Origin of the sequence: Kitasatospora sp. NPDC059646 (assembly GCF_042734615.1) — a bacterium.
In the GTDB taxonomy this organism is placed as follows: Bacteria; Actinomycetota; Actinomycetes; order Streptomycetales; family Streptomycetaceae; genus Kitasatospora.
The window spans coordinates 75,898-95,516 of the sequence record NZ_JBHWDS010000004.1 but is presented as its reverse complement, the minus strand read 5'-3'; the positions used below and the strand labels follow the sequence as shown (position 1 = coordinate 95,516).

Sequence of the window (19,619 nt, the reverse complement as noted above, 5' to 3'; positions counted from 1 at the left end):
AGACGGATGCCCCGCGGGGCGGCGGTGCGCCGCCCCGCGGGGACGTGACGAACGGTCAGCCCTGCGCGGGGACCTTGACGATCAGCGCGTCGCCCTGGCCGCCGCCGCCGCACAGCGCGGCCGCGCCGACGCCGCCGCCGCGGCGCTGCAGCTCCAGCGCCAGGTGCAGCACCACGCGGGCGCCGGACATGCCGATCGGGTGGCCGAGCGCGATCGCGCCGCCGTTGACGTTGACGATCTCGTCGCTGACGCCCAGGTCCTTCATCGACTGGTGGGCGACGGCGGCGAACGCCTCGTTGATCTCGATCAGGTCGAGGTCGGCGACCTCCAGGCCCTCCTTGGCGAGGGCGTGCTTGATCGCGTTGGACGGCTGCGACTGCAGCGAGTTGTCCGGGCCCGCGACGTTGCCGTGCGCGCCGATCTCGGCGATCCAGCTCAGGCCCAGCTCCTCGGCCTTGGCCTTGCTCATCACCACGACCGCGGCGGCGCCGTCGGAGATCTGCGAGGAGGTGCCGGCCGTGATCGTGCCGTCCTTGGCGAAGGCCGGGCGCAGCTTGGCCAGGCCCTCGACGGTGGTGTCGGCGCGGATGCCCTCGTCCTGGCTGAACAGCACCGGCTCGCCCTTGCGCTGCGGGATCGCCACCGGGACGATCTCCGCCTCGAACACGCCGTCGGCCTGGGCCTTGGCGGCGCGCTGGTGGGAGGCGGCGGCGATGGCGTCCTGCACCTCGCGGCCGATGCCGAGCCGGGTGTTGTGCTTCTCGGTCGACTCGCCCATCGGGATGTTCTCGTAGGCGTCGGTCAGGCCGTCGTGGGCCATCGCGTCGAGCATCTCGATCGCGCCGTACTTGAAGCCCTCGCGGGACTTCGGCAGCAGGTGCGGCGCGTTGGTCATCGACTCCTGGCCGCCGGCCACCACGATGTCGAACTCGCCGGCCCGGATCAGCTGGTCGGCCAGCGCGATGGCGTCCAGGCCGGACAGGCACACCTTGTTGATGGTGAGCGCCGGGACGTTCATCGGGATGCCGGCCTTCACCGCGGCCTGCCGCGCCGGGATCTGGCCCGCGCCGGCCTGCAGCACCTGGCCCATGATCACGTACTGGACCTGGTCGCCGGAGACGCCGGCCCGCTCCAGCGCCGCCTTGATCGCGAAGCCGCCCAGCTCGGCGCCGGAGAAGCCCTTCAACGAGCCGAGCAGCCGGCCCATCGGCGTGCGCGCACCTGCGACGATCACAGAAGTAGTCATGGACGAGCCCCTTCGCGCGTCGGACCAGAGGGTATGGGGATGCGGTCAATGTACTGATCGGTCACCGCCGCGTCACCGCCGCGAGGATGTGATCAGCGCTACTGGCACCTTCCAGTGAACACCGTGTCAGTTGCGGGAAGTTCCACCGGCGGGACTTCGGTGTGAGCAGACTCGCAAGGCGCGCTGCTGGCGCCCGGCTCGGCCGATGCGCTGCACTGGGTGCCGTCCCCGTCCCGGCCCCGCCCTCGGAGGTTCTCCGTGCTGACCCGCATCGACCACATCGGCATCGCCTGCTTCGACCTGGACCGGACCGTCGAGTTCTACCGGTCCACGTACGGCTTCGAGGTGTTCCACTCCGAGGTCAACGAGGAGCAGGGCGTCCGCGAGGCCATGCTGAAGATCAACGACACCGGCGACGGCGCCGCCTCCTACCTCCAGCTGCTGGAGCCCACCCGGGACGACTCGACGGTCGCCAAGTGGCTGGCGAAGAACGGCGAGGGCGTGCACCACATCGCCTTCGGCACCGCCGACGTGGACGGCGACGCCGCCGAGATCCGGTCGAAGGGCGTGCGGGTGCTGTACGACGAGCCGCGGCGCGGCTCGATGGGCTCCCGGATCACCTTCCTGCACCCGAAGGACTGCGGCGGCGTGCTGACCGAGCTGGTCACCGGCGCGGAGCCGGGCGAGCACTGACCGCGGACCGTACGGGCCCCGACCGGGGCCGGTACGGGTCCGACCGGAGCCGGGCCGGTTTCGACGAAGCGGTAACAAACTGGCCGGTAACTTCCGAAAAGGACCTCGCCCCCATTCCCCCCGTCACGGCTCCCACTACAATGCCCAGGTGCGCCGGTACCTCCGGTCCGCGCACCGCAGGGGAGTCCACGACGCGGGCACGGCCGAACGGTCGCCGTTCGGATCTGTCACCATTCTCCAGAGGCAACAGTTCGCTCAGGAGTCCACCCGGACGGCGGAGCGATTGCAAGGACCGACCGGTCCGACCCCGGGCACGGCCAGGGAGCGGAGCGGCCCCGGTCGAGGACGCGACCAGGAGATGGATGGGACCGCGGAGTGCGGGGCTACGACCGCGTTGAGGATCACCTCTCCAAGTTCGAGGCCGAGCTGGAGAAGGCCCGCAAGGAGCGGGACAAGACCATCGAGCACGCCGACGACCTCGCCTACCAGGTGGAGGTGCTGCGGGCCAAGCTCCACGAGGCCCGCCGGCAGCTCGCGCAGCCGCGCGCCTTCGACTCCGTCTCCGGCCAGGCCGAGCAGGTCCTGCGCAACGCCGAGATGCAGGCCGAGGCGCTGCGCGCCGACGCCGAACGCCAACTCCGCGAATCCCAGGCCGCGACCCAGCGGATGATGGCGGAGGCCGCCGAGCGCACCGCCCAGCTGGAGGCCGAGTTCAACGCCCGGCGCCGCCGGCTGGAGGAGGAGCTCGCCGAGTTCCGCGCCGCCGCCGAACGCCACGTCAACGAGAACGTCAACTGGGCGGAGCAGACCCGCGCCGGAACCGAGCAGGAGGCGCAGCGCCTGCTCCAGGAGGCCCGCGCCGAGGCCGAGCGGATGATGGCCGCCGTCCGCGCCGAGGCCGCCGCGCTCGCCGACCAGGCCCGCGCCCAGACCGCCGCCGACGTCGACGCCGCCCGCGGCGAGGCCCAGGCCCGCGCCGAGGAAGCGCTGCTGCGCGCCCAGTCCGACGCCGAACGCCTGCTGCGCGCCGCCTCCGAGCAGGCCCAGCAGACCGGCGCCCAGGCCGAGGAACAACGCGTCGCCCTCACCGCCGCCGCCCAGCAGCAGCTCGCCGAGGCGCACGCCGCCGCCCAGCAGCAGCTCGCCGCCGCCGAGGCCGAGATCACCGCACTCAAGGCCCAGGCCCGCGCCGACCAGGAGCGCGCCGAAGCCGCCCTGGTCGGAGCCCAGACCGAGATAGAGCGGCTGCGCGCCGAAGCCCTCGCCGAGGCCGAGCGGGCCCGCAGCGAGGCCGCCCGGATGCGCGAGGAGGCCCTCGCCGCCGCCGAACGCCTCCAGGCCGAGGCCGCCGCCGAGGCCGAGCGGAAGGTCGCCGACGGCACCGCCGCCAGCGAACAGCGCTCGCAGACCGCCAAGGCCGAGATCGCCAAGATGGTGGCCGCCGCCACCCGCGAGGCCGAGCTGATCAAGGCCGCCGCCTCCACCGCCCAGGCCGAGGCCGACGCCGCCAAGGCCGCCGCCGCCGAGGAGAGCGAACGCCTGCGCAGCGCCGCCGAGTCGGTCGCCAACGAGCTGCGCGCGGACGCCGAGAAGGAGATCGCCGAGCACTGGGCCGCCGCCGAGCGCAAGGCCGCCGAGCTGCGCGAACAGGCCGCCGCCGACGCCGAGCGGCTGCGCGCCGAGGCCGAGGAGGCCGGCCGCGCCGAAGGCGCCAAGGACGCCGCGCTCCGCCTGGCCCGGGCCGCCAAGCAGGCCGAGGAGGTGCTCGCCCGCGCGACCACCGACGCCGAGGCCACCCGCGGCGAGGCCGCCGCCGAGGCCGAACGGCTGGTCGAGCACGCCAAGTCCGAGGCCGGCACGCTGCTGGAGCAGGCCCGCGAGGCCGTCGAGCAGGCGCAGAACGCCGCCATGGAGGACGCCGCCTCGATCCGCGAGCAGCTGGAGCGGATGCAGGCCGAGGCCGCCCAGGCCCGCGAGCAGGCCGAGGAGCAGCGCTCCGCCGCCGAGGCCGAGGCCGAACGGGTGCGCGCCGAGGCCCGCCGGCAGGCCGCCGTCCAGATCGAGGAGGCCGCGAAGCAGGCCGAGGAGCTGCTGACCGGCGCCAAGACCGACGCGGACGCGCTGCGCTCCGGCGCCGCCGAAGAGGTCGAACGGCTGCGCGCCGAGACCCGCGAGCAGGCCGCCGCCGTCCAGGGCCGGGCCGAGCAGACCCTGACCAGGGCGCGCGCCGAGGCCGAGAAGCTCACCGCCTCCGCCACCGCCGCCCGCGACGAACTGCTGGCCGCCGCCGAGGCCGCCGCCGAGGAGCAGCGGGCCGCCGCCGCCCGGGACGCCGCGCAGACCCGCGAGCAGGCCGAGGCCGCCGCCGCCGCTCTCCGCGCGGAGGCCGACGCGGCCGCCGGCGCGGTCCGGGCCGACGCCGACGCCGCTGCCGAGGCCGTCCGCGCGGAGGCCGCGCAGTGGGCCGAGCAGCACCGCGGCCGGGCCGAGGAGGCCGCCCGGGCCGTGCGCGCCGAGGCCGAGGAGGCCGCCCGCGCGCTCGCCGAGCAGGCCGAGGCCGCCGCACAGGCGCTGCGCGACGAGGCGACCGCCGCCCGCGAGGCGGCCCGCGCCGACCTGGAGCGCGAACAGGCGCTGACCGCCGAGAAGTTGGCCGAGGCCGCCGCGATCCGCGAGGCCGCCGACGGCGAGGCCGCGACGGTCCGCGAGGCCGCCGCACAGGACGCCCACCGGATGCGCGCCGAGGCCGAGCAGGAGCTCGCCGCCGCCCGCACCGAGGCCGAGGCGCTGGCCGCCGACGCCGCCGCCGACCGCTCCGAGGCCGCCCGCCTGCGCGCGGACGCCGAGTCCTTCGACCGGGAGCTGCGGGCCACCGCGGAGCGGGAGACCGCCGAACTGCGCGCCGTCGCCGACCGCGAGACGGCGGAGCTGCGCGCCGCCGCCGAGCAGGAGGCGGCCGAACTCCGCGCCGCCGCCGAGCGGGAGACCACCGAACTCCGCGAGGCCGCCGCCGCGTACGACCGGGAGCTGCGCGAGCGCGCGGACGCCGACACGGCCGAGCTGCGCGCCACCGCGGAGCAGGAGGTGGCGGAACTCCGCGCCACCGCCGTCCGGGAGAGCACCGAGCTGCGCAGGGAGGCCGCGCGGGCCTCCGAGGAGCTGCGGGCCGAGGGCGCGGCGCAGGCCGCCGAGCTGGTCTCGCAGGCCGAGCAGGACGCCGCCGAGGTCCGCCAGTCGGTGGCCGGCCTGCACGAGACGGCGACCAAGCAGATCGCCGAGCTGCGCGCCGCCGCCGAGCGGGAGGTGGCGGAGCTGCGGGCCACCGCCGAGCGGGAGACCGCCGAGCTGCGCGAGAGCACCGCCCGCGAGGCGGCCGAGCTGCGCGCCGCCGCCGAGCGGGAGACCGCGGAGCTGCGGGCCACCGCCGACCGGGAGACCACCGGACTCCGGGAGGCCGCCACCGCGTTCGACCGCGAGCTGCGCGAGTCCGCGGCCGCGTTCGACCGGGAGCTGCGCGCCGCGGCGGAGCGGGAGACCGCGGAACTCAAGGCGGCCGCGGCCGAGTTCGCCGAGCAGCAGCGGGCCGCCGCGGAGGCCGGGGCGCAGCGCGCGCTGGCCGAGGCGGACGAGCTGGCGGCGGCGGCGCTGGCGGACGCGGAGGAGCGCGCCGCGGCGCTGCGGGCGGACGCCGAGGAGTACGCGCTGGCGACCCGCACCCTGGCGGAGGAGTTCGACGCGGACATCCGGGCCCGCGCCGAGGCGTTCGACGCGGAGCTGCGGGAGAGCGCGGAGGCGTACGACCGGTCGACCCGCGAGCAGGCCAAGTCGGTGCTGGAGAAGGCGTTCGCGGACGCCGAGCAGCTCGCCGAGTCGGCCCAGGCGGAGGCGCTGGCGGCGGCCGCGGCGGCCGAGGAGCAGGCCGACGCCCTGGTGACGGCGGCCCGCAAGGAGGCCGAGCGGCTGGTCGCGACGGCCGAGGCGCAGGGCAAGGCCGAGGTGGAGAAGGCCCGTTCGGACGCGGACGCGCTGCTGTCCGAGGCCCGCCGGGACTCGACCGCGATCCGGACGCGGGCCGAGGAGCTGCGCGAGCGCACCGACGCCGAGATCGAGGCGCTGCACGAGCGGGCCCGCAAGGAGAACGCGCAGGCGATGAAGTCGGCCGGCGAGCGGGTGGACGCGCTGGTGACGGCGGCTCAGGAGCAGCTGACCGAGGCCGAGGAGCAGGCGCAGGCGCAGGTCGCGGAGGCCGAGGAGCGCGCGGCGGAGCTGATCGCGGCGGCCGAGACGCGGGCGGCGGAGCTGACGTCGGAGGCGTCGGCGGAGGCCGGGCGGGTGCGGATCTCGGCGGTGCGCAAGGCCGAGACGCTGCTGAAGGAGGCGGAGAACAAGCTCGCCGACTCCACCACCCGGGCCGAGGCGCTGATCATCAAGGCGGAGGCCAAGCTGAAGGCCGCCGAGATGGAGTCCGAGGAGAAGCTGGAGGCGGCGGCCGACGAGGCCGCGTCCCGGCTGCGGCGCGCCGACGAGGAGTCGGAGAAGCGGATCCGCCGGGCCGGTTCGGACGCCGAGGAGCAGCTGCGGCTGGCCGCCGAGGAGGCGGAGCGGCTGCTCGCCGAGGCGAAGGCCGAGGCGAAGCGCGTGACCGACGAGGGCCAGCGGGAGTTGGACGAACTGGTCCGCCGCCGCAAGGACATCAACACCGAGATCTCTCGGGTCCAGGACGTGCTGTCGGCGTTGGAGGCGTTCGAGGCGCCCGCGCCGGCGGCCCACAGCAACGGGGGCAGCAAGAAGGACGGAGGGCCCAAGGCCGGTGCCGGGGTGGGCTCTCCGCGATCGGGAGGCAATCGCTCCGGGGGCGCGCCACCCGATTGAGCGGACATTGTCCGCGAACCGACGGCGTTTCGCCGTTGACACTCCGGTACCGTGTCAGGATTCCCTCAACCATCTCAGCGGTTTGACGACAGGAAGCCCAGAAATCCCATGAGCGACAGTCACTCCCCGCACGGCTTCGACCTGGTACGCCGTGGGTACGAGCGCGCCCAGGTCGACGAGCGGATCGCCAAGCTGGTGGCCGACCGAGACAGCGCGCTCTCCCGGATCAGCGCGCTGGAGAAGCGCATCGAGGAACTCCACCTGGAGACCCAGACCGCGCAGGCGGCGGTCACCGAGGCGGAGCCCTCGTACGCCGGTCTCGGCGCCCGCGTCGAGAAGATCCTCCGCCTCGCCGAGGAGGAGGCCAAGGACCTGCGCGACGAGGCGCACCGCGCCGCCGAGCAGCACCGCGAGCTGGCCGAGGCCGCGGCGCAGCAGGTCCGCACCGAGGCCGAGAACTACGCCAAGGACCGCAAGGCCAAGGCGGAGGACGAAGGCCTGCGGATCGTCGACAAGGCCAAGTCGGACGCGGCGCAGCTGCGCGCCGAGGCCAACAAGGACGCGCAGAACAAGCGCGAGGAGGCGGACGCCCTCTTCGAGGAGACCCGCACCAAGGCCGCGCAGGCGGCGCTGGAGTTCGAGACCAACCTGGCCAAGCGCCGGGAGCAGTCCGAGCGCGACCTGGCGGCCCGTCAGGCCAAGGCGGAGAAGCGGCTCGCCGAGATCGAGCACCGCGCCGAGCAGCTCCGCCTGGAGGCGGAGAAGCTGCGCACCGACGCGGAGCGCCGTTCCCGGCAGACCATCGAGACGGCGCAGCGCCAGGCCGAGGACATCGTGGCCGACGCCAACGCGAAGGCCGACCGGGTCCGCAGCGAGTCGGAGCGCGAGCTGGCGGCGCTCACCAACCGGCGCGACTCGATCAACGCGCAGCTGACCAACGTCCGCGAGATGCTGGCCACCCTGACCGGTGCGGCGGTCGCCGCGGCCTCGCTGCCGACCGACGACGGCCTGGGCGTCCCGGCGCAGCAGTCGCGCTGACGGCGGCCCCGTCCGGGGCAGCCCGCTGAGAACTGCCCGGAAGGGCCCGGAGCTTCACGCTCCGGGCCCTTCCGGCACGTCAGGACCCGTGCTGCTTGAGGCGCTTGAGGAAGGACCGGACGGCGGCGTTGAAGGTCTCGGGGGCTTCCAGTGAGGACAGGTGGCCGACGGCCGGAATGACCGTCAGTTCGGCGTCGTGCAGGGCGGCCGCCATCATCCGGGCCTCGGCGAGCGGGGTGACGGTGTCGAGTTCGCCGACGATGACCGCGGCGGGCACGTCCAGCGCGGCGAGGGCTTCCAGCGAGTCGGGGCGGGCGGCCATCGCGCGCTGCGCCCAGGCGACCGCGGCCGGGTCGGCCTCGGCGATCATCTTCCGGACGGTGTCGGTGAGTTCGGGGTCGGTGCCGGGGGCGAGCAGGTTCTCCGCGGTGTTCTCCTCCAGCAGCAGGTCGACGCTGCCGCGTTCGAGGACGGCGGCGGCGATGCGTTCGCGGTTGGCGCGGACGGCGTCGGTGTCGGGGGTCGCCCGGGTGTCGGCGAGGACCAGTCCGGCCAGGCGTTCGGGGTGGCGGCGGGCGAAGGCCATCGCCACGTAGCCGCCCATGGACAGGCCGCCGAGCACGGCCTGTTCGATGCCCAACTCGTCCAGCAGGTCGGCGAGGTCGTCGGCGGCGGTGTCCAGCGAGGGCGGCCGGTCGCCGAGCGGGGCGGCGCCGAAGCCGCACTGGTCCGGTGCGACCACCCGGGCATCGTCACCCGCGGGCCCGGGTACGCGTTCCAGTTGTCCTTCCCACATCCGCGCGGAGAGCGGGAAGGCGTGCAGCAGGACGAGCGGGGTGCCGGTGCCGTTCTCGCGGACGGCCGGCGCGCTGGGGGAGGTCATGGCTCCACCGTAGGGCCCGGGGCCGCGCCCCGGACGACGTTCGTCCGATTCATCGGCTTTTGTCCTACCCTGGCCGCAGACCAAGGGAGTGGCACGTGATCGAGTTGCACCACCTGACGAAGCGTTATGACGACAAGTTGGCCGTGGACGATCTGAGCTTCCGGATCCCGGAGGGCGTGGTCACCGGGTTCCTCGGGCCGAACGGCGCCGGCAAGTCCACCACGATGCGGATGATCCTCGACCTGGACCGGCCGACCGGCGGCGAGGTCACCATCAACGGCCGCAGCTACGCCTCCATCCAGGACCCGCTGCGGCAGATCGGCGCGCTGCTGGAGGCGAAGAGCGTGCACCCCGGCCGGACGGCGTACGACCACCTGCTGTGGATGGCGCAGTCCAACCGGATCCCCCGGCAGCGGGTGGACCAGGTGCTGGAGGTCGTCGGCCTGACCGCCGTCGCGAAGAAGCGCGCCCGCGGCTTCTCCCTCGGCATGGGCCAGCGGCTGGGCATCGCCTCGGCCCTGCTCGGCGACCCGCAGATCCTGATGTTCGACGAGCCGGTGAACGGTCTCGACCCCGAGGGCATCGTCTGGATCCGGAGGCTGATGAAGTCCCTCGCCGCCGAGGGCCGGACGGTGTTCGTCTCCTCGCACCTGATGAGCGAGATGGCGCTGACCGCCGACCACCTGGTGGTGATCGGCCGCGGCCGGCTGCTGGCGGACCTGTCGATGGCCGAGTTCATCAAGCAGAACTCGCGCTCCGCGGTGCGCCTGCGCACCCCGCACCAGGAGCGGCTGCTGGACGCGCTGCGCGGCGCCGGCCTGACCGCCGAGCCGGGCCCGGACGGCTCCTGGGAGGTGACCGACGGCGACCCGGTGTTCCTCGGCGACCTGGCCGCCGCGCACGGCATCACGCTGCACGAGCTGAGCCCGCAGCAGGCGTCGCTGGAAGAGGCGTTCATGCAGATGACGGCGGACTCCGTGGAGTACCGCACCGACGGCACCGCCGTTCCCGTCCTGGAGCAGCAGCCCGCCTGGGGCGCCGGCTGGGACGCCCGCAACAAGTCCGGAAAGGAGAGCTGAGATGGCCGCGTTCCCCGCCGTCCTGCAGTCCGAGTGGACGAAGGTCCGCAGCGTCCGCTCCACCGTGTGGACGCTCGTCGTCACCTTCCTGGTGGTGGTCGCGATGGGCTTCGCGATCTCGCTGGTGACCAAGCTCAACTACCAGCAGTTCACCGAGCACAAACCCGGCCCGTTCGACGCGACGAACACCTCGCTGGCCGGGATCTCGCTCGGCGAGCTGGCCATCATCGTGTTCGGCGTGCTGGCGATCGGCAACGAGTACGCGAGCGGCATGATCCGGGTCTCGCTGGCCGCCGTCCCGCAGCGCGGCGTCCTGATGGGCGCGAAGACCGCGGTGCTCGGCGGCCTCGCCCTGGTGGCCTCGCTGGTGACGGTGTTCGTCGCGTTCTTCCTCGGCCAGGCGGCGCTCGGCAGGTACTCGACGAGCCTCGGTGAACCCCACGTGCTGCGGGCGGTGTTCGGCGCGGCCTGCTACCTGACCCTGCTGTGCCTGTTCTCGGTCGGCGTCACCATGATGCTGCGCAACCAGGTGCTGGCGCTGGGCATCCTGATCCCGTTCTTCTTCCTGGTCTCGCCGATCCTGTCGATCGTCCCCAAGGTCGAGAACGTGGTCCGCTACTTCCCGGACCGGGCGGGCCAGGCGGCGCTGCAGGTGTACCCGACCTCCGACTACCCGTACGGGCCGTGGACCGGCCTGCTGATCTGCGCGGCGTGGACGGCGGCCGCGCTGATCGGCGGCTACCTGGTGCTGAAGAAGCGCGACGCCTGACGCGCCGTCAGTACTTCGGAGCGCCGCGGCCCCGCAGGATGTTGGAGCCGCGGCGCTCCCGCGCTCCCCAGCACGCCCGGTGCCAGTGCCGCCGGTCGTCCACCCCGCTGCCGTGGTCCGGCCACGCCACCACGTGCCCCACGCCCGGCGGGATCTCCTGGTCGCAGCCCGGGCACCGGTAGTACCGCCCGGCGGTGCCGGCCACGGTCTGCACGATCCAGTCCTCGCCCCGGTACGACTCCACCCGCCGCAGCGACCCGCCCATCGGCGCGGCGCTCTCGCGGTCCTCGGACTTCTGGATCCGGTTGCGGCGGGGTGACACGTGACTACCTCTCGTTGCGGCACGTTGTCCCTCCAGGGTACGGGCCGCGGGGCCGTCGGACGCCTTCCCGTCGCAGTCCCGTCCGTCACTGCCGTCACACCGGCACCACGCGCGCCACTAGCATGGTTCACCGGCCGGCTCCAGCGATTCGACGGTAATCCACCCTTCCCTTGGGCAAATTGAGGGTTCGGCGTGCCATTGGCACATGACATGGGTTACTCACGAGGTGACACGGCGGGGCCCGCGACCCCTGCGCGCACCGAGGAGGCACCCGATGACGAAGACCACCGCCCGGCCCACCGGCCGCCCCGCCGACCGGCGACCGGCCGGCCGGGGCGCGGCCCCGGCCCCGCAGCCGGCCCCGGAGCAGCCGCCGCGCGCCGACACGGACGCGCTCCGGATCGGCGCCTTCCTGCTGTCCGCGCAGTTCCCCGGCCAGAGCCACGCCGAGGCGCTGGAGCGGACCGTCTCGGCGGCGCTGACCGCCGAGCGGGTCGGCCTGGACGCGGTGTGGCTGGCCGAGCACCACTTCGTGCCGTACGGCGTGTGCCCGGACGCGGCGACGCTGGCCGGCGTGCTGCTGGGCCGCACCCGGCGGATCGGCGTGGGCACCGCCGTCAGCGTGCTGAGCACCCGTCACCCGGTGGCACTGGGCGAGCAGGCGGCACTGCTGCACCTGACGTCCGGCGGCCGGTTCACCCTGGGCGTGGGCCGCGGCGGGCCGTGGATCGACCTGGCGGTGTTCGGCGGCGGCCTGGAGGCGTACGAGCAGGGCTTCCCGGAGCGGCTGGACCTGCTGCTGCGCTGGCTGCGCGGGGCCCGGGTGGGCGGTTCGGGGCCGCAGTTCGACTTCCCGGAGGTGGCGGTGGTGCCGCGGGCCGCCGAGCCGGCCCGGCGACCGGACCTGACCGGCTGGCTGGGCCTGGACGGGGCGGCGGCCGCGGTCATCCCGAGGCAGCGTCAGGAGCCGTCCCCGCAGCCGCAGTCGGGCCCGCCGGTGGTGATGGCGTGCACCTCGCCGGCCGGGGTGCGGACGGCCGCCGAGCGGGGCCTGCCGATGCTGCTGGGCATGCACTCGGGCGACGAGGACAAGCGGGACATGCTGGCCGCCTACCGGTCGGCCTGGCGGGCCGCGGGGCGCGGCGAGGAGCAGTTGGCCCGGGTGGAGCGGGAGCACGTCGCGGCGGGCGTGGTGCAGGTCGACGACCGGGCGGGCGCGGCCCGGGCCAGCCTGCTGCGGACGATGCCGGACTTCTTCGCGTACGGGCTGGGCGCGCACCGCACGGTGGACGGCCGGGAGCGCTCGATGCGCGACCCGCGGGCGTACACCGAGCTGCTCTGCGACCTGCACGCGGTGGGCACGCCCCGGCAGTGCGCGGACCGGCTGCTGGCGACCGCGGAGCGCACCGGGATCCGGCGCTTCGCGCTGCTCGCCGAGGGTTCGGGCGACACCGCGGCGACGCTGCACAACCTGGACCGGATCGGTGACGAGGTGCTTCCGCAGCTGCGCTGACCGCGCCCGCGGGCCGCCCCGTCCGGCGAGGGACGGGGACGGCCCGCGGCAGGCCCGAGGCGGTGCGGTCGGGTGCCGGCCGGGCGCTGACCCGGTGTCAGCAGTCGCGCAGTTCCGGCGACTGGTTGAGCAGCTGGGCGCGGACCGAGGTGAACCGGGCGAGCCGGTCCGCGGTGTCGGGGCCGGGGGCGAAGACCGCGACCCGGTGGCAGTTCTGGAAGGCCAGCTGGACGCCGAAGTGGCGCTGCAGGGCTCCGCGGATGGCGTCGCTGGCCATCGCCCGGAGCAGCTGCCCGCGTTCCTGCTCGCTCGGCGGCGGGACCTCGTTGTCGGCGAAGTCGGAACCGTCGACCTTGAGTTGGGCGACCAGCGAGCTGATCATGTCCCAGGCGTAGGGCAGCGAGGTGCGGACACAGTCGACGAACTCCCGCTCGTCGACCTCGCCTCGTTCGGCCTTCTCCAACAGGGCCGGTGAGACGTCGAGCGACATGGGTTCTCCTCTCACGGTCCGCCCCGGCGGTTTCGCCGGGGCGGTCGTACCGGTGTGCTGAGGGTGCAGGTGGACGGTCGTGCGGTGGACCGCGCGCGATGTTCGAGTGCCGACGAGGCGACGGGCTGGGGGGACGCCGCGTTCGTCGAGGTCCTGGCCAGGGGTCAGACCAGCGTGTCAGTCCTTCCCCGACCCGGCTGGCGAATCCGGGTATTGCCGCCCGAATCGCCGTGCCGGGGCCGAGATTGGCCGGAATCCGTTGTGCACCCACCCGGCGCGGCGGGCCGGCGCGCCGCACCGCGGGCGGCCGTGCGGTCACCATGGTTCGCCGGTCCGGGGCGGCCGGCACCCGCCCTGCGGACAGTCGCTTCAAACGGCCTCCCGGCCCGCCCCGGCCCGGCCGCCTGTCTCACAAAACGCGCCCCCGCTACGCACTGCGCGCCGGGCGCACACCCACCTGTCGCACGCCCTGTCCCCGCTCCCCCCGAAATCGAACAGGGACGGGGGCACTCCCGAGCGGGCCGTAGGCTTGTCCCCATGCGTCTTGTAATCGCCAAGTGCACCGTGGACTACGCGGGCCGCCTCGCTGCACATCTGCCCTCCGCCGTGCGCCTGGTGATCGTGAAGGCCGACGGGAGCGTCAGCATCCACGCCGACGACCGGGCCTACAAGCCGCTGAACTGGATGTCCCCGCCGTGCTCCCTGAAGGAGACCGAGGGGGTGTGGACGGTCACCAACAAGGCCGGCGAGAAGCTGATCATCACGCTGGAGGACGTCCACCACGACTCCAGCCACGAACTCGGCGTCGACCCCGGCCTGGTGAAGGACGGCGTCGAGGCCCACCTGCAGGAACTGCTCGCCGACCGGATGGAGGTGCTCGGCGCCGGCTGGCAGCTGATCCGCCGCGAGTACCCGACCGCGATCGGCCCCGTCGACATCCTCTGCCGGGACTCCGACGGCGCCACCGTCGCCGTGGAGATCAAGCGCCGCGGCGAGATCGACGGCGTCGAGCAGCTCACCCGCTACCTCGAACTGCTGAACCGCGACCCGCTGCTCGCCCCGGTCAAGGGCGTCTTCGCCGCCCAGGAGATCAAGCCGCAGGCCCGGGTGCTGGCCACCGACCGCGGCATCGGCTGCGTCGTCCTCGACTACGACGAGCTGCGCGGCATCGACGACGACAAGCTGAAGCTGTTCTGACCCGCCCTCACCGGCCGTCCCGCCCCACCCCTCCCTCATCCTGTGCACCGATGAAGCACCGGCACGGGGGGCGGCACGGGCGGACGGACCGGTGGCGGCGCCGCCGGCGGGCGGTGGGGCGCATCGCCGCGTCGACCCGGCGACCGGCGGCCTGCTGCGGCAGAGCGACCTCGGCGGCGCCCGCTGCACCGTCAGCGGGCTGCCCGCGCAGGGCGGCGGGGTCACGGCCCTGCTGAGCTCCGCCACGTACGGGGGCTCGCTGCACGTCCCCGACGCCGCCGACGAGCCGTTCTCCGCGTTCCGCCGCCGGTGACCGGCCCCCGGTCCGCCACGAAACCGGTTTGGCCGCCGTCCCGGGCCGCTGCCACACTTCCCCGCATGCCCGTTCGAAGCGCCGAGCCGGTCGGCCGGTACGAGACCCATCTCACCCTGGCCCCGGCCGAGGCCGACCCGCTGGCCCGCTGGGCGGACGCGCACGGCCTGGAGTTCACCCACATCCTGCTGGCCCGCGGCCGGCACCCCTCGCAGCCGATGCTGTCCTGGCAGGACGACGGCACGCTGGCCGACCAGCACCGGCGGGCCGCCGCCGAGGCGGCCCGGCTGCGGGCCGCCGGGTTCACCCCGGTCCGGGTGAAGATCGAGGCCGCGCCGTGGGCGCCGGGCGTCCCCGGCACCGACGCGGAAGCCGAACTGGCCGACCCGGCCCACTACTTCGAGCACCACGTGAAGGTCCGGCTGGACCCCGGCGTGGCCCGCGACGCGCTGGTCCGGGCCGCGGCCGGCCACCACGCGCACGTCTCCTGGAACGCCCGCCGCACCGAACCGGGCGGCCACCGCCAGTACTTCGTCACCCAGCGCTGCCACCGCCTCGGCCTGGCCACCGCCGGCGGCCGCCTCGACCGCCTCACCGCCGCGCTGACCGCCGCGGGCTTCCCGCCGCTGAAGGTCACCCGCGAGTACGTGGTGCACGACTCGGCGCTGGCGCTGGACGCCGGCTGGCTCGACGACGCCCCGACCACCTGAGGAGCCCCCGTGTCCGACCACCGCCTGCTGCCGGCCGACCGCCGCGGCCTGCCCTCCACCTTCCGGACCGTCGACGACCCGCGGGCCGCCCAGCCCAAGGTCTTCGACCCGGCGCTCAAGCAGTTCGACAACGCCTACCGGGCCGGCGAACCGCGCTTCACCGACCCGGCCCTCTCCGCCGCCTGGTACGCCGCCCGGCGCACCGCGATGGACGCCGTCCTCACCGCCGTCGCCGGCTCCGGCTGGGCCGGCCACCTGGTGCTGCGCGGCTCCGTGGTGCTGAAGACCTGGTTCGGCGACGCGGCCCGCGAACCCGGCGACCTGGACTTCGTCGTCACCCCCGCCGACTGGGCGCTCGACGACCCGCGCACCGAGGAGCTGTTCCACGGCCTCACCCGCGCCGTCGCCGCCTCCTCCGGCCCGGTCCGCTTCCTGGCCGAACAGACCGTCACCGAGGACATCTGGACGTACGAGCGGGCCCCGGGCCGCCGCCTGCTGTTCGTCTGGGAGGCCGCCGGCCTGCCCGCCGGCACGCTGCAGCTCGACTTCGTCTTCAACGAGCAACTGCCCGTCCCCGCCGAGACGTTGGAGGTCGTCCCGGGCGCGGTGCTGAACGTCGCCGGGCGCGAACTCTCGCTCGCCTGGAAGCTCCTGTGGCTCACCACCGACATGTACCCGCAGGGCAAGGACCTGTACGACGCCGCTCTGCTGGCCGGCTCCACCCGCCTGCGCTACGAGGTGCTGCGCGACGTCTTCACCACCGGCGAGGCCCACTACGCCGAGGAACCGGTCGGCCCGGACAGCGTGCCCACCGAGAGCGACTGGGCGAACTTCGCCGCCGAGTACCCGCAGTTGGCCGGCGAGGAGTCCGAGCACGCCCGCCGCCTGACCGCCGCGCTCGCCCCGACGTTCGCCGAGGTGCCGGACGCCGACCGGGCCGCCTGGTGGCTCGAAGGCTGGCTCGGCCCGGTCCGCCGCCTGACCGCCGAGGAGGGCTTCGCCGCCGGCCAGGCCTGGCTGGCGGCCCGCCGGGCGCCGTTCGTCCTGGCCCACCGCCTGACCGCCCGGGCCCTCGGCCCGGCCGCCCCCGCGGACCTCGCCGCCGCGATGCTCGCCTGCCCGGCCTGGTCCTGGTACGCCGGCCGGATCGCCGACGGCAGCCTCCCCCCGGAGACCGTCGACTCCTGGCTCCGCGCCTGAGTCCGCCGCCCGTCCCGCGGCGCCGCGCCGGCCGCCCGCCCTCGCGGCAGCCGGCCGAACGAGTGACCGGGGCTCTCAGCTGGGGCTGGCCGGCGGGGAAGGGCTCTCCGACGGGGTGGGGCTGGCCGGCGGCGTGGGGCTGGCCGGCGGCGTGGAGCCGGCCGGTGGCGGAGTGGACGGCTTGCCGGTCGACGGCGAGGTCGTCTGCGGCGTCGTCGGCTTCGTCGTGGTCGGGCCGGTGGTCGTCGCCTTCGTGGTGGTCGGGGTGCCGCTCGGCCGGTGGCTGGCCGACGAACTGGCCGTTCCGGTCGGAGCGTCCGAGGGCGTCGCGCTGTCCGACGGGCTCGCGCTGCTGCCGGCCGACGGCCGGGGGCTGGTGCTCGGCCGGGGGCTGGTGCCGCTGTCCGACTCGGGGGCGGTGTCGTCCGCCGAGGTTCCGGGCTGCTTGCCGACGGGCGTCTCCTCGCTGCTGACGGCCACGCCGATCGCGGTGCCGAGCACGCCGAGCGCCATCACCGCGGCGCCGGCCGCCAGCGCGGTCTTCCGGGCCCCGGCGGGGGCCCGCTTGCGCAGCCGGGCCGGCACCTGGGCGATCGCCCGGATGGTGCGCCGGCCGCGGACCGGCTCGGCGCTGCCGGGGCCGGCGGTGAGTGCCGCGGTCTCCTCCAGCCGGATCAGGTCGAGCATCCGCCGCGCGGCCTGCCCGCCGCGCTGGTCGCCGGCGGCGGCGCGCAGCGCGAGCGCCGCCTCCAGCTCGCCGACGGCCCGCTGCGGGCTGCCGGTGCACAGCGCGTACACCCCGGCCTCGTGGTGGAACCAGGCCTGTTCGGCGGTCGCCCCGAGCATCCGGGCGGCCTCCAGGCCGAGCTGCAGGGCCCGTTCCCAGGCGCCCCAGCGCAGCGACAGGGCGAGCACGGGCGCGGCGGCGCGGGCCAGTCGCAGCACCTCCGCGGGGCGGTCGGCGTCCCGCTCGGCGAGCATGACGGCGAGGATCACCTCGGCCTCGGCGGCGACCTGACGGGTGGTCACCGAGGCGTGGCCGACCCACCAGGAGAGGTGTTCGGCGGCGCCCTGCGCGATCCCGCCGGGGCCGAACGGGGCGGGCCGGCCGTGTCCGTCGCCCTCCAGTTCGGGCAGCAGGGCGTCGACCACGCCCTCGGTGAGCCGGTGGTGGCCGCCCACCGACACGGCCAGGCCGTTGTCGACCAGTTCCTGCAGGGCGCTCTCGCCGAGGCCGACGTCGACCAGTGCGGGCAGGTGCGGGGCGGTCGGGCACTCGCCGTCCAGGGCGAGGGCCAGTCGCAGCACCCGCCGGGCCGGCCCGCTGAGGCCCTGCACCAGCAGCCGGGCCGGCGCGGCGCTCTCCCCGACCGACGGCAGCGGCACCTGCGCCCGCAGTTCGCTCTCCAACTCGGCCGGGTCGTCCGGGAGTTCGTACTCCTGGGCGAAGCCGAAGACATTCCGCCGGTCCTCCTGCGCGGCGACCAGCGCGTCCACCGCGACGTCCCGCTGCCGGAGCAGCGCGGCCGCCCGGACGAACCGCAGCGGCAGGCCCTCCGACTCGAACCACAGGTCCACGGCCCAGGCCCGCTCGGCGTCGTCCAGCGGACGGCCCGCCAAACGGGCCGCGAGCGTCAGGCAGGCGGGCCGGGACAGGCCCGCCACCAGGTGGTCGCGCAGTCGCGAGCCGGCCGGCGACGGCAGCCCGTCCGGGGTGGTGGCGATCAGGAACGCGCACTCGGGCGCCGTCGCGAGCAGGTCCTCCAGCTCGTCGCCGGACGGCTCCACGTCGTCGATCACCACCACCGCGGCGACGCCGGCCAGCAGGTCGGCCAGCTGCTCCCGGTCGGGCCGGAAGTCCGGCGCGTGGTGGGTCGCCGCGAACAGGTCCTGCAACAGGTCGGCGGCCGTCCGGCGGTAGCCGCTGAGCCGTACGACGCCGTCCGGCGCCAGCTCCCCCGCGGCCTCGGCGACGGCTGCCAGCAGCGCCGAGCGTCCCGACCCGGCCTGGCCGACCAGGCGCACCGAGCGGCCCTCCCGGAGCTGCCCGAGCACGGCGGCGATGTCGCCCTCCCGGTCCAGCAGCGGCAGGTCCCCGGGTCCGGCGCCCAGTGCGAGCGGCCCGACCGCGGCGCTCGGCCCGAGCTCCGGCCGTGCCTGCACCAGTCCGCGGATCCGGCGCGGCTGCGGCAGCCACTCGTCCGGGCAGTGCCGGGCCTCCGTGCCTTCCGGTCCCCCGACCACCACCAGCCGCTCGCCGCTGACCAGTTCTCCACCCCGCGGGCGCACCCCGTCCCCCCGGAACTCCCCGCTCGGCTGACCCACGTCACTGCTCCCCGCCACTCGGACACCTGACCGGAGACTTTCCCACATGACCGAGCCGGGTCAACACACCGGGTGGCGGCAGCCGTTGGCGCGCCCCGGGGCGGGTGGGCAGGCGCGCGGCGGAGGGCGGCGGGCGGCGGGGCCGGCGCCGAGCGGTGACCTGCGCGGAAGGCGCTCCGGGCGGTGCGTCAGCCCAGCGCCGGCAGGGTCGTCCCCACCGGGTCCTGCACCGCTCCCTCGACCGCGAGGATCCGGTGCAGCCGCGTCGCCACCAGCAGCCGCTGGAGCTGGCCCGGCACGTCCCGCAGCACCAGCCGCCGGCCGGCCCGGCCGGCGCGCCGGTGGGTGCCCATGATGACGCCGAGCCCGGTCGCGTCCCAGAACTCGAGCCGTCCGAGGTCGAGGACGAGGTCGCCCTCACCGCCGTCGACCGCGGCGTGCAGCAGCGCCCTGGCGTCGGCGGCGCTGCGCACGTCGAGCCGCCCTTCGATGGCCAGTCCGGTGTGGTCGCCGGTGATGCGCACGCTGTCCTCCTCCTCGGCCGTGTGTGCCGTTCGTCCGCCGCGTTGCGTCTGCCGCCCGTCCCGTGCCCCAGGGCTCTGCGCGCCACGTTCCGGGCCGGGTTCGCCCCGGCCCCTTCCTGAATCTGACGGCCGACCAGTTCCGCAGGTTGCTGCCACCGGCGGACTGTCCCTCAACTTCACCCGTCCGAGGGAATATACGCAGGTACGCCTGGTACCCATGCTCGATTCCCGCCCAAATCACCCGTCTGCGGGGTGCTCCGTGAGCAAACTCACCCGGCGGGTGAGAACGCCCGTACGGGGGCCGGTCGTGCGGTCATCTCTGATCCTCCCGGGGCACGCCGAGGGCTGCCCGTGCCGGGGCGGCACCGACCGCCCGTGGGAGCCACATCGCTCTGCGCCGGACTCTAGTGGCAGCACGCGCCCCGTGGTGCGGTTCGGCGGTGTG

Annotated in this window: 16 protein-coding genes; 10 read left to right on the top strand and 6 right to left on the bottom strand. The window is 75.1% G+C overall.

Annotated elements, in window-relative coordinates; genetic code table 11:
* Positions 1-55: 55 nt before the first annotated feature.
* Entirely contained in the window at positions 56-1,246 is a 1,191-nt protein-coding gene (locus ACFV1L_RS04020; RefSeq protein WP_380362638.1) for an acetyl-CoA C-acetyltransferase, read from the bottom strand.
* 258 nt (positions 1,247-1,504) lie between these two features.
* Here ACFV1L_RS04020 and mce point away from each other — a divergent pair, with 258 nt between their 5' ends.
* The 3 genes from mce (at position 1,505) to ACFV1L_RS04005 (ending at position 7,849) form a co-directional block, all read left to right on the top strand.
* On the top strand, positions 1,505-1,939 hold the full coding sequence (gene mce, locus ACFV1L_RS04015; RefSeq protein WP_380362636.1) for a methylmalonyl-CoA epimerase: 435 nt from the start codon (positions 1,505-1,507) through the stop codon (positions 1,937-1,939).
* Between the two features lie 375 nt (positions 1,940-2,314).
* The gene (locus ACFV1L_RS04010; protein WP_380362634.1) at positions 2,315-6,811 is read left to right on the top strand and encodes a hypothetical protein; all 4,497 of its coding nucleotides are present in this window, start codon (positions 2,315-2,317) and stop codon (positions 6,809-6,811) included.
* A gap of 108 nt (positions 6,812-6,919) precedes the next feature.
* Positions 6,920-7,849: a cellulose-binding protein gene (locus ACFV1L_RS04005; protein ID WP_035866215.1), complete on the top strand. Its 930-nt coding sequence runs from the start codon at positions 6,920-6,922 to the stop codon at positions 7,847-7,849.
* Positions 7,850-7,928: 79 nt separating this feature from the next.
* On the opposite strand, the gene ACFV1L_RS04000 is transcribed toward ACFV1L_RS04005, so the two are convergent.
* Positions 7,929-8,732, bottom strand: coding sequence for an alpha/beta fold hydrolase (locus ACFV1L_RS04000; RefSeq protein WP_380362632.1), 804 nt, complete (start codon positions 8,730-8,732; stop codon positions 7,929-7,931).
* A 95-nt stretch (positions 8,733-8,827) separates the two neighbouring features.
* Between ACFV1L_RS04000 and ACFV1L_RS03995 the strand changes: the two genes are divergently transcribed.
* Positions 8,828-9,811 (top strand): ABC transporter ATP-binding protein, encoded by a 984-nt coding sequence (locus tag ACFV1L_RS03995; protein ID WP_380362631.1) that lies wholly within the window; start codon positions 8,828-8,830, stop codon positions 9,809-9,811.
* A gap of 1 nt (position 9,812) precedes the next feature.
* On the top strand, positions 9,813-10,580 hold the full coding sequence (locus tag ACFV1L_RS03990; protein WP_380362630.1) for an ABC transporter permease subunit: 768 nt from the start codon (positions 9,813-9,815) through the stop codon (positions 10,578-10,580).
* A 7-nt stretch (positions 10,581-10,587) separates the two neighbouring features.
* Here the strand turns inward: ACFV1L_RS03990 and ACFV1L_RS03985 are convergent, their stop codons facing one another.
* Entirely contained in the window at positions 10,588-10,902 is a 315-nt protein-coding gene (locus tag ACFV1L_RS03985) for an ATP/GTP-binding protein (RefSeq protein ID WP_380362628.1), read from the bottom strand.
* Between the two features lie 274 nt (positions 10,903-11,176).
* On the opposite strand from ACFV1L_RS03985, the gene ACFV1L_RS03980 reads away from it, so the two are divergent.
* A complete protein-coding gene (locus ACFV1L_RS03980) occupies positions 11,177-12,415 on the top strand; it encodes an LLM class flavin-dependent oxidoreductase (RefSeq protein WP_380362626.1) in 1,239 nt (412 codons plus the stop codon).
* A 97-nt stretch (positions 12,416-12,512) separates the two neighbouring features.
* On the opposite strand, the gene ACFV1L_RS03975 is transcribed toward ACFV1L_RS03980, so the two are convergent.
* Positions 12,513-12,905 carry an SCO5389 family protein gene (locus tag ACFV1L_RS03975; RefSeq protein WP_035866191.1) on the bottom strand — a complete coding sequence of 131 codons (393 nt, stop codon included), beginning with the start codon at positions 12,903-12,905 and terminating at the stop codon, positions 12,513-12,515.
* A 537-nt stretch (positions 12,906-13,442) separates the two neighbouring features.
* Here ACFV1L_RS03975 and nucS point away from each other — a divergent pair.
* The 4 genes from nucS to ACFV1L_RS03955 all read left to right on the top strand — a co-directional run bounded on the left by nucS (position 13,443) and on the right by ACFV1L_RS03955 (position 16,325).
* Complete coding sequence (gene nucS / locus ACFV1L_RS03970) at positions 13,443-14,102, top strand: endonuclease NucS (protein ID WP_380362624.1); 660 nt, start codon at positions 13,443-13,445, stop codon at positions 14,100-14,102.
* 91 nt (positions 14,103-14,193) lie between these two features.
* Positions 14,194-14,415 (top strand): hypothetical protein, encoded by a 222-nt coding sequence (locus ACFV1L_RS03965; protein ID WP_380362623.1) that lies wholly within the window; start codon positions 14,194-14,196, stop codon positions 14,413-14,415.
* 65 nt (positions 14,416-14,480) lie between these two features.
* On the top strand, positions 14,481-15,125 hold the full coding sequence (locus tag ACFV1L_RS03960; RefSeq protein WP_380362621.1) for a hypothetical protein: 645 nt from the start codon (positions 14,481-14,483) through the stop codon (positions 15,123-15,125).
* A 9-nt stretch (positions 15,126-15,134) separates the two neighbouring features.
* Positions 15,135-16,325: a nucleotidyl transferase AbiEii/AbiGii toxin family protein gene (locus ACFV1L_RS03955; RefSeq protein ID WP_380362619.1), complete on the top strand. Its 1,191-nt coding sequence runs from the start codon at positions 15,135-15,137 to the stop codon at positions 16,323-16,325.
* 75 nt (positions 16,326-16,400) lie between these two features.
* On the opposite strand, the gene ACFV1L_RS03950 is transcribed toward ACFV1L_RS03955, so the two are convergent.
* Together ACFV1L_RS03950 and ACFV1L_RS03945 are read right to left on the bottom strand one after the other, a co-directional pair.
* Positions 16,401-18,650 carry an ATP-binding protein gene (locus tag ACFV1L_RS03950; RefSeq protein WP_380362617.1) on the bottom strand — a complete coding sequence of 750 codons (2,250 nt, stop codon included), beginning with the start codon at positions 18,648-18,650 and terminating at the stop codon, positions 16,401-16,403.
* A 188-nt stretch (positions 18,651-18,838) separates the two neighbouring features.
* The gene (locus tag ACFV1L_RS03945; RefSeq protein ID WP_035866173.1) at positions 18,839-19,174 is read right to left on the bottom strand and encodes an STAS domain-containing protein; all 336 of its coding nucleotides are present in this window, start codon (positions 19,172-19,174) and stop codon (positions 18,839-18,841) included.
* Positions 19,175-19,619 lie beyond the last annotated feature (445 nt).